Below are 513 nucleotides of genomic sequence, written 5' to 3' on the forward strand. Positions count from 1 at the left end.
GCATCAACACGCCGCAGGTGGTGCTGCCCATGCTGGGGTGGTTCTTCGCCACGCCGCTGAAGCCGCGCCTCTTGGAGAAGGTGGGCTCCTTCCCCATTCTCTTCTCGTACGGGACGCAAGGCAGCGGCAAGTCCAGCACCTGCACGGAAGTCTTCTGGCCGCTGGCTGGGGTGCCGGCCTCGGACGCCTACAGCGTGACGGAGACGGAATTCGCCCTCGTGAAGCTGCTGTCCTCGACGCGCTCCGTGCCGGTGGTGCTGGATGAGTACAAGCCCCATGACATGCCGCCGCCGCGCCTCCACCTGGTGCACCGTTACATGCGGCGCCTCTACCGCGGAGAGACGGAGGAGCGAGGCCGGCCCGACTTGACGGTGTCCACCTACCGGCTGCAGGCGCCGCTGTGTGTCTGCGGAGAGACGCGGCCCACGGAAGCGGCACTCGTGGAGCGCATTCTCCCCGTCAGCCCGGAGAAGGCGACGGTGCAGCAGCCGGCCTACCGGGCGGCCTTCCGCG

At 68.6% G+C, this 513-nt stretch carries 1 pseudogene; it reads left to right on the top strand.

Features of this window, described 5'->3' with window-relative positions:
* A pseudogene (locus tag HUW62_RS47700) lies at positions 1-513 on the top strand (hypothetical protein); the annotation flags it as partial.

Origin of the sequence: Myxococcus sp. AM011 (genome assembly GCF_013372595.1) — a bacterium.
Taxonomy (GTDB): domain Bacteria; phylum Myxococcota; class Myxococcia; order Myxococcales; family Myxococcaceae; genus Myxococcus; species Myxococcus eversor.